Annotated in this window: 9 protein-coding genes and 1 pseudogene; 7 read left to right on the top strand and 3 right to left on the bottom strand. The window is 73.6% G+C overall.

Features of this window, described 5'->3' with window-relative positions:
* The 5 genes from ACFXA3_RS25955 to ACFXA3_RS25935 form a co-directional block, all read left to right on the top strand.
* Positions 1-1,190, top strand: a 1,190-nt coding sequence (locus ACFXA3_RS25955; RefSeq protein WP_385190661.1) for a hypothetical protein, incomplete at its 5' end; no start/stop codon positions are given.
* A gap of 165 nt (positions 1,191-1,355) precedes the next feature.
* Positions 1,356-2,312 (top strand): ABC transporter ATP-binding protein, encoded by a 957-nt coding sequence (locus tag ACFXA3_RS25950; protein WP_385190660.1) that lies wholly within the window; start codon positions 1,356-1,358, stop codon positions 2,310-2,312.
* On the top strand, positions 2,309-3,049 hold the full coding sequence (locus ACFXA3_RS25945) for an ABC transporter permease (protein ID WP_385190658.1): 741 nt from the start codon (positions 2,309-2,311) through the stop codon (positions 3,047-3,049). Before ACFXA3_RS25950 ends, ACFXA3_RS25945 begins: the two co-directional genes overlap by 4 nt.
* A gap of 83 nt (positions 3,050-3,132) precedes the next feature.
* Positions 3,133-4,260 carry a sensor histidine kinase gene (locus tag ACFXA3_RS25940; protein ID WP_385190663.1) on the top strand — a complete coding sequence of 376 codons (1,128 nt, stop codon included), beginning with the start codon at positions 3,133-3,135 and terminating at the stop codon, positions 4,258-4,260.
* The gene (locus tag ACFXA3_RS25935) at positions 4,257-4,874 is read left to right on the top strand and encodes a response regulator transcription factor (protein WP_385190656.1); all 618 of its coding nucleotides are present in this window, start codon (positions 4,257-4,259) and stop codon (positions 4,872-4,874) included. Before ACFXA3_RS25940 ends, ACFXA3_RS25935 begins: the two co-directional genes overlap by 4 nt.
* Positions 4,875-4,916: 42 nt before the next feature.
* On the opposite strand, the gene ACFXA3_RS25930 is transcribed toward ACFXA3_RS25935, so the two are convergent.
* Entirely contained in the window at positions 4,917-5,708 is a 792-nt protein-coding gene (locus ACFXA3_RS25930; protein ID WP_385190655.1) for a transglutaminase-like domain-containing protein, read from the bottom strand.
* Entirely contained in the window at positions 5,705-6,715 is a 1,011-nt protein-coding gene (locus ACFXA3_RS25925; RefSeq protein ID WP_385190653.1) for a GNAT family N-acetyltransferase, read from the bottom strand. Before ACFXA3_RS25925 ends, ACFXA3_RS25930 begins: the two co-directional genes overlap by 4 nt.
* Before the next feature lie 117 nt (positions 6,716-6,832).
* Here ACFXA3_RS25925 and fdxA point away from each other — a divergent pair, with 117 nt between their 5' ends.
* Both fdxA and dapC read left to right on the top strand, forming a co-directional pair.
* Positions 6,833-7,159, top strand: a complete 327-nt coding sequence (fdxA, locus tag ACFXA3_RS25920) for a ferredoxin (protein ID WP_030291119.1) — start codon at positions 6,833-6,835, stop codon at positions 7,157-7,159.
* Between the two features lie 146 nt (positions 7,160-7,305).
* Entirely contained in the window at positions 7,306-8,400 is a 1,095-nt protein-coding gene (gene dapC, locus ACFXA3_RS25915) for a succinyldiaminopimelate transaminase (protein WP_385190652.1), read from the top strand.
* 88 nt (positions 8,401-8,488) lie between these two features.
* On the opposite strand, the pseudogene ACFXA3_RS25910 reads toward dapC, so the two are convergent.
* Positions 8,489-8,737, bottom strand: a pseudogene (locus tag ACFXA3_RS25910) (ATP-binding protein); the annotation flags it as partial.

The following is an 8,737-nucleotide window of genomic DNA, read 5'->3' as shown; positions in this document are numbered from 1 at the left end:
GCACCGAGGCGTTCCCCGCGTACGGCGGCCCCGCGGGCCCCGGCGGCCCCGGCGCCCCGGCGGGCCCCACCGGCGGCCCCGCGCTCGGCAGCGTCCCCGTCGGCGCCGAGGCGCCCCGCTGGCCCGGGCCCGAGCTGGACGACCCGTTCCCGGCTCCCGCCCCCGGCCCGGCCCCCACGCCGGTCCCCACGCCGGCACCGGCCGCCCCCGCGCGCCCGAAGCCGGCCGCCGCCGCGCAGCCCAAGAGCAAGAAGGGCCGCTCCAAGCTGGTCCTCCTCGCCAGCGGCCTGTTCGCGCTGTTCGGCGTGGCCTACGGCGCCGGGCTGCTCCTCAACCACTCCGACGTCCCCAAGGGCACCACCGTCCTCGGCGTCGACATCAGCGGCAGCCGCGACGAGGCCGTCGGCAAGCTCCAGGCGGCGTTCGGCAACCGGGCCGCGTCCCCGCTCACGCTCACCGTCGGCGGCAAGCAGGTCGAGCTCAAGCCCGAGAAGGCCGGCCTGAGCCTGGACGCCCAGACCACCGTCCGCAACGCGGCGGGCAGCGACTACAACCCCGTCACGGTCATCGGCTCGCTCCTCGGCAACCAGCGCGTCGCCGACCCCGTGCTGCCCGTCGACGACGAGAAGCTCCAGGTCGCGCTCCAGGAACTGGCCGGAACCGCCGGGACCGTCACCGAGGGCACCATCACGTTCGACACCGGCAAGGCCGTCGCCGTCCCCGGCAAGCCCGGCACCAGCCTGGACCCGGGGGCCTCCGCGGACCTGGTCACCAAGGCCTTCCGCGAGATGGTCGCCACCGGCAAGGCCGCCCCGGTCGAACTCCCCGTCACCACCCGCAACCCCGTCGTGGACCAGGCCGAACTGAACCGGGCCATGAAGGAGTTCGCCGAGCCCGCGATGTCCGGCAACGCCACCGTCAAGGCGGGCGGCAAGTCCCTCGCGTTCGGCGCCAAGTCCCTCCCCAAGATCCTCAGCATGCAGCTGGTGGACGGGCACCTGACCGAGAAGTACGACCTGGAAGCGCTCAAGGCCACGTACGGGAACGCCTTCGACGGCGTCCTGGTCATGCGCGGGACCGGCGAGAAGACCGCCGTCACCCCGCAGGACGTCGTCGGCGCCCTCCGCAAGGCCCTGCGCGGCAAGACCGCGGCCGAACGGACCGCCACCATCGACACCAACGCCGGCTAGCGGCCGGAGCTCCGGAGCCCCCGTCCGACCCCGGGCGGGGGCTCCGGCGTACGCGCGGCCGGGTCCGGCGACGGGACAGTCATGCCGGGCACATGACATCTGTCATCCACCAGTCACGACGGCAGACACTGCCGCCGGCATCCCTGTCCGGGGGAGTCTTCGGTCATGACGACGACCTCGGCGCACACCACCGCCGTGCAGGACACCGGACCCGGTGCCGGCCCCGTGGTGGCCTTCCAGAACGTGACCAAGAGCTATGGCGCGGTGCGTGCCGTGGACGGCCTCTCCCTCGAACTCCACCCCGGCGAGACCGTCGCCCTGCTCGGCCCCAACGGCGCCGGCAAGTCGTCCACCCTCGACCTGCTGCTGGGCCTGCGCCCCGCCGACTCCGGCAGCGTCCGGGTCTTCGGCACCACCCCGCGCGAGGCCATCGCGGCCGGCCGGGTCGGCGCCATGCTGCAGAGCGGCGGCCTGATGGAGGACGTCACCGTACGGGAGGTCGTCGCCCTCGGCTGCGCCCTGCACCCGCGCCGCTACCCGGTCGACGAGGTGCTCGGCCGCGCCGGGATCAGCGAGATCGCCGACCGCATGGTCAACAAGCTCTCCGGGGGCCAGGAGCAGCGCGTCCGCTTCGCCCTCGCCACCGCCGGCCACAACGACCTGATCGTCCTCGACGAGCCGACCACCGGCATGGACGTCACCGCCCGCCAGGCCTTCTGGGCCACGATGCGGGAGCAGGCCGCCCAGGGCCGCACCGTCCTGTTCGCCACCCACTACCTGGAGGAGGCGGACGCGATAGCCGACCGCGTCCTCGTCCTCAACAAGGGCCGGCTGCTGGCCGACGGCAGCGCCGCCGAGATCAAGGCCAAGGCCGGCGCCCGCCGGATCGCCTTCGACCTCGCCCCGGACGCCCCGGCCGACGAGGCGGCGCTGCGCGCCCTGCCGCACCTGACGGCCTACGAGCGCCACGGCGACACCGTCAAGCTGCAGTCGCGCGACGCCGACGCCACCGTCCACGCCGTGTACGCGCTGGGGCTCTACCCCCGGAACCTGGAAGTCGCCGGACTGGGCCTGGAACAGGCCTTCATCGCCCTCACCGAGGCCGAGGAGGCCCACTCGTGAACCAGCTCGTCAAGCTCGAGATCAGCCGCGCCCTGCGCAACAAGAAGTACCTGTTCTTCACCGTCCTCTACCCGGCCGCGCTGTTCCTGATGCTCGGCGGCACCCTGGACGGCACCACGAAGGTCATGGGCACCGAACTGACGATGCCCGCCTTCTACATGGTCTCGATGGCCTCGTTCGGCGCGCTGACCGCCGTCCTGATGGGCAACAGCGAGCGCATCGCCAAGGAGCGCGAGAAGGGCTGGGTCCGCCAGCTGCGGCTGACCGCCCTGCCCGGCCGCGGCTACGTCCTCGGCAAGACCGCCAGCGCCGGCGTGCTGTCGCTGCCCGCCATCGTCGTCGTGTTCGCCGTCGCCGCGGGCGTCAAGGGCGTGCGGTTCGAGGTCTGGCAGTGGCTGGCCCTGACCGTTTCCATCTGGGCCGGCAGCCTGGTCTTCGCCGCCCTCGGCGTGGCGATCGGCTACCTCGCGAGCGGGGACACCGTCCGCCCGATCACCATGCTGTTCTACTTCGGCCTGTCGATCCTCGGCGGCCTGTGGATGCCGACCGCCAACTTCCCGCAGTGGCTGCAGACCATCTGCGAGTGGCTGCCGACCCGGGCGTACACGGGCCTCGGCCAGGCCATCGAGCTGGGAGGCGCGCCGCACCTGAAGGACGTGGCGATCCTCGCCGTGTACTTCGTACTGTTCACCGGTGCCGCCGCATGGCTGTACCGCAAGGACTCGCTGAAGGCATGACGGGTGGGACGGGCATGACGGGTACGACGGGTGGCGCCGGGCCGACGGCCGGGACCGGCACGTCGGTGATCAAGGGCGGGCCCATGATCGGGCTCCGCCCCGAGAACCGCCGGCAGAAGATCGTGAAATCGCTGTGGATCGGCCTGTGGCTGTTCTACCTCAGCGCCCCCGTCACCGACCTGGTCAGCGGCGGCCACAGCCTCGGGGCCCGGCTGCTCGGCGTGCTGGGCCTCGTGACCTTCGTCGCCTGGTACCTGGTGCTGGTCTTCCGCACCGCCCGCCAGGACCACGTGCGGCGCGTACTGCTCTCGGTGGCGGTGCTCTCCGCGCAGGCCACGGTCCTGTCGCTGTGCCTGGGCCGGGAATGGCTCGTCCTGTTCGTGTACGTGTCCATCTCCTCCGGAGCCGCGCTGCCGGCGGAGCTCTCCCGCTTCACCGTGCCCGGTGCCACCGCCCTGCTCGCGGTCACGGCGCTCGCGGTGCCGGGCGGGGACGAGTACCTCGCCGGACTGGTGATCCCCGCCCTGATGGGCGGGTTCGCGATGGTCGGCATCCGCGCCATGATCCGGACGACGGTGGAGCTGCGCGAGGCGCGCGCCACGGTGGCGCAGCTCGCCGCCAACGAGGAACGCCTGCGGATGGCCCGCGACCTGCACGACCTCCTCGGCCACTCGCTGTCCCTGATCACGCTCAAGAGCGAGCTGGCCGGGCGGATGCTGCCCGGCAGCCCCGAGCAGGCCGCCCAGCAGGTCGCCGACATCGAACAGGTCAGCCGGCAGGCGCTGGTCGACGTACGGGAGGCCGTGAGCGGCTACCGGCGGCCGACCCTGCCCGGCGAACTGGCGGGCGCGAGGACCGCGCTGACCGCGGCGGGCGTACGCGCCGACCTGCCGGCGGAGCCCGTGGAGGACCTCCCGGAGAACGTGGAGTCGGCCCTGGCCTGGTCGCTTCGGGAAGGGGTGACGAACGTGGTCCGGCACAGCGGGGCGCAGCGGTGCACCGTACGGCTGGAGACGCTCCAGACCCTGGCGGGACGGGTGGTGGAACTGTCGGTGACCGACGACGGCGGGGGCGGGCCCGCCGTGGCCGGCAACGGCCTGACGGGGCTCACCGAACGCCTGGAGGCGGTGGGCGGGTCGCTGTCGGCCGGATCCGCCGGAAAGAAGGGCTTCCGCATGCTGGCCCGCGTCCCCCTAGGATCGGGATCATGAGCGCACTTCCCATCCGGATCCTCCTCGCGGAGGACCAGTCCATGGTCCGGGAAGCCCTCGCGGCCCTCCTCGGACTGGAGCCGGACATCGAGGTGCTGGCCCAGGTCGCCCGCGGCGACGAGGTGGTGCCGGCCGCGCGGGCGCACGACGTGAACGTCGCGCTGCTGGACATCGAGATGCCCGGCATGACGGGCATCGAGGCGGCGGCCGCCCTGCGGGACGCGCTCCCCGACCTCAAGATCGTCGTCCTGACGACCTTCGGCCGTCCCGGCTACCTGCGCGGCGCGATGGAGGCGGGAGCCTCCGCGTTCCTGGTCAAGGACGCCCCGGCGGCGCAGCTGGCGGAGGCGGTGCGCAAGGTCCTGACGGGGGAGCGCGTCATCGACCCCACGCTGGCGGCGGCGGCCCTGGCGGAGGGTGCGAACCCGCTGACCGACCGGGAACGGGAGGTCCTGCGGGCGGCCGAGGACGGAGCGACGAACGCCGAACTGGCGGTCCTCCTCCACCTGTCCCAGGGCACGGTCCGCAACTACCTCTCGACGGCGATCCAGAAGCTGGCGTCCCGCAACCGGGCCGAGGCGATCCGCGTGGCCCGCGAAAAGGGCTGGCTCTGACCCCGCCCCCGCCGCTCCGGGCGGGCAGGGGGGCGGGCGGGGTCAGTTCAGCAGGGCGCGGGCGGCCGTGGCCTCGCTGCGGACCCGCGCCGCCGCCCCCGGGTCGATCGCGTCGACGACCACCGCGTACGACTCCAGCTCCGTCGCGCCGGAGACGAATTCCCCCCGCTCGACCAGGAGCTTCGCCCGCTCGTACCGCAACGACGCCGGGTGCGAGGGCATCAGCAGCGACAGGTCCAGCGCCCACAGCGCCACCCCCGACTGCTCGGGACGGGCCGAGGCCCACGCCCGGATGTTGTTCAGGATCCGCAGCACGATGTCCCGCGTCCGCGCGGGCGTACGCGGCCCGGCGGCCTGTTCCGCCGGCCCCGCGCCCAGTGAGGCGCCCCCGGCGAACGGGTCCACCACCAGGCCCTCCTCCGGCTCGCCGAAGCCCACCACGAAGTGCCCCGGCAGCCCCAGCCCGTACACCGGCGCGCCCGCGCGCCGCGCGACCTCCAGCCAGACCACGGACAGGAGGATCGGCAGGCCCCGGCGCCGCCTCAGCACCTCGTGCAGCAGCGAGGACGACAGCCGGTCGTAGTCGGCCGGGGTGCCGTGGAAGCCCATCCGGCCGCCCAGCAGCTCCGTCACCGCCGAGGCCCACGCCTTCGCGCTGCGCAGCCCGTACGGCAGCATCCCCGCCAGCCGGTCCAGTTCGATCTGCGCCCAGTCCATGGCCCGTTCGTCCAGCTCCGGGTCCGCCTCCGCGGCGAGCAGCAGGCACAGCAGCGCCAGGTCCGGCCGCTCCGAGCGGGCCTCCTGGGCGAACCGCTCGCGGGACTCCGCGCTCATCGCCCCGCCTCCGCCGTCCGCGCCGCCCCGGCACGGAAGTGGTGGTACGCGTGGTGCGTCGCGAAGCCCAGGCCGTCGTACAGGGCGAGCGCCCCCGCGTTGTCCGCCTCCACCTGGAGCCAGGCCGCCGACGCGCCCTCCTCCAGCGCCCGCCGGGCCAGTACGGCCATCACCATCGTGCCCAGGCCCGCGCGCCGGTGTCCCGGATCGACCTCGACCGCGGCGAAGCCGGCCCAGCGGCCGTCCACGACCAGCCGCCCGATCGCCCGTCCGGGCAGCGTCGCGAACCACACCGACGGCCCCGCCACCAGCACCCGGCGGGCCACCTCCGGGTCCTTGACCCGCCCGTACGTCCCGAGCCACTCCTCGTCCGGGGCGCGGGTCAGCCGCACCTCGGCGGCGCCCGCCGCGGTGTCCGTGTCCGCGATCGGCGCCAGCGCCGCGATCCGGACCTGCGCCGACACCTCGTTCACCCAGCCCCGGCGCTCCAGCTCGGCGCCGAGCAGCTCCTGGGTGCCGGCCGCCCCCGTCGCCGTCTGCACATACGCCGGAAGCTCACGTTCCGCGTACCAGGAGGTCACCCGGGCGAGTGCTTCGTCCAGCGGGACCCCCGGGTCGCCGAGCGGCAGGACGGAGTTGGCCCGCCGGGTGAAGCCTGCGGCGGCCCGCAGCGTCCACGCGCCCAGCGGCTCGCTCTCCAGCGGCTGCCAGGCCCGGGCGCCGATCCGCGCCAGCTCCTCGAAAGAGGCCGCCGGACCCCGCCGCCGGGCCGGTGCCGGAGGCACGACCTTGCCCGCCACCAGCGCCGATTCCGCGATGTGGACGGACTCGCCGCTCTTTCGTGTGATCGTCAGCACACCTTGGTACCAGGATGTGAGAACCCCTACCGTGTCAGTGAACGACGGCGCTTCGTCCGCCGCGCTCTCCACCCGTCGTACAGAGACTCGTTTACCCACGTCAGCCGGGGTGATACGGATCTCCAGCAGCCCACCGGCAGTGATTTCCACAGCTCTGTCCGCCCCTCCTGTTCGGATCGTGCCCGGGAACGGAGATACTAGGCGTGGGCATCGACGACGCCGCGCTCCCGCGCGATATGGAAAGCCCTACCGAGGAGGAACGAGAGCGTGACCTACGTCATCGCGGAGCCTTGTGTCGACGTCAAGGACAAGGCATGCATCGAAGAGTGCCCCGTCGACTGCATCTACGAGGGCCAGCGGTCCTTGTACATCCACCCGGACGAGTGCGTCGACTGTGGCGCGTGTGAGCCGGTCTGCCCGGTCGAGGCCATCTTCTACGAGGACGACACTCCGGAAGAGTGGAAGGACTACTACAAGGCGAACGTCGAGTTCTTCGACGAGCTCGGTTCGCCCGGTGGCGCCTCCAAGCTGGGCCTGATCGAGCGCGATCACCCCTTCATCGCCGCGCTGCCGCCCATGGGCGAAGGCCACTGACGGCCACCGCCCCCACGGCGGAACGCGTGCCCCGGTCCCGTACGGCCCCCGTGCCGCGCGGGACCGAGGCGTTTCACGGCACATCCACCCGGTACACCCACCGGGACATCCAGTACGTCCAGCACCAGTAGAGAGCAGAGACCACCGTGGCCGCAGTATCCGCACGTCTTCCCGCCTTCCCCTGGGACAAGCTGGAGCCGTACAAGAAGACGGCGGCGGCCCACCCGGACGGCATCGTCGACCTGTCCGTCGGCACGCCCGTGGACCCGGTCCCGCAGCTGGTCCGGGACGCCCTCGTCGCGGCCGCCGACTCCCCGGGCTACCCCACGGTGTGGGGCACCCCCGCTCTGCGCGACGCGATCACCGGCTGGCTGAAGGGCCGCCTCGGCGCGAGCGCCGCCGGGCACCGCAACGTCCTGCCGGTCGTCGGCTCCAAGGAGCTGGTGGCCTGGCTGCCGACCCAGCTGGGCCTGGGCGCCGGCGACAAGGTCGCCTACCCGCGGCTCGCGTACCCCACGTACGAGGTCGGCGCGCGGCTGTGCGGCGCGGAGGCCGTCGTCTACGACGACCCCACCGAGCTCGACCCGGCCGGCGTGAAGCTGCTGTGGCTCAACTCCCCGTCCAACCCCACCGGGAAGGTCATCCCGAAGGAAGACCTGGTCCGGATCGTGGCCTGGGCGCGCGAGCACGGGATCCTGCTCTTCAGCGACGAGTGCTACCTGGAGCTGGGCTGGGAGGCCGAGCCCGTCTCCGTCCTGCACGACGACGTCTGCGGCGGCTCGTACGAGGGCATCGTCGCCGTCCACTCCCTCTCCAAGCGCTCCAACCTGGCGGGCTACCGGGCGGCGTTCATCGCCGGTGACGCCGACGTGCTCGGCGAGCTGCTGGAGATCCGCAAGCACGGCGGCATGATGGCCCCGGCCCCCGTACAGGCGGCCACCGTCGCCGCGCTCGGCGACGACGCGCACGTCGAGGAGCAGCGCGGGCGCTACGCCGCGCGGCGCGAGGCGCTGCGGGCCGCGCTGGAGGCGCACGGCTTCCGGGTCGAGCACAGCGAGGCCAGCCTGTACCTGTGGGTGACCCGGGACGAGCCCTGCTGGGACACCGTCGCCCACCTCGCCGAGCTGGGCATCCTGGTCGCGCCGGGCGACTTCTACGGCGAGGCGGGCGCGCGGTTCGTCCGCGTCGCGTTCACGGCGACGGACGAGCGCGTCGACGCGGCGGTCAAGCGCCTCGCCTGATCGCGTACGGGTCCGCGCACGCCCGAGGGGCCGGGAGCTCGTGCTCCCGGCCCCTCGGCATCCTGCTCGGCGCTCCGCCCGCGACGGGTCAGCCGCCCAGGGGGAGGCCGCCCAGCGGCAGCGCCTGGGTGGGAACCGAGCCGGCCAGCTCGCCGGTCGGCAGCCCGCCCGTCGGCAGGCCCTTGGCGGCCGGGAGCCCGCCGAGCAGCGCGCCCGCGGTGTCGGTGACCTGGGCGGGGGCGCCGGGCACGGCCTTGGCGGCGGTGTCCGTGGCGGTGCCCGTCGCGCTGGTGGCGGCGGCCTCGCCGGTGCCGACCACGTCACCCGCGGTGCCGGC

The sequence above is a fragment of the Streptomyces sp. NPDC059456 genome (assembly GCF_042750055.1).
GTDB lineage: Bacteria > Actinomycetota > Actinomycetes > Streptomycetales > Streptomycetaceae > Streptomyces.
The sequence above is the reverse complement of the archived record's forward strand: the minus strand, read 5'-3'. Positions and strand labels throughout refer to the sequence as shown.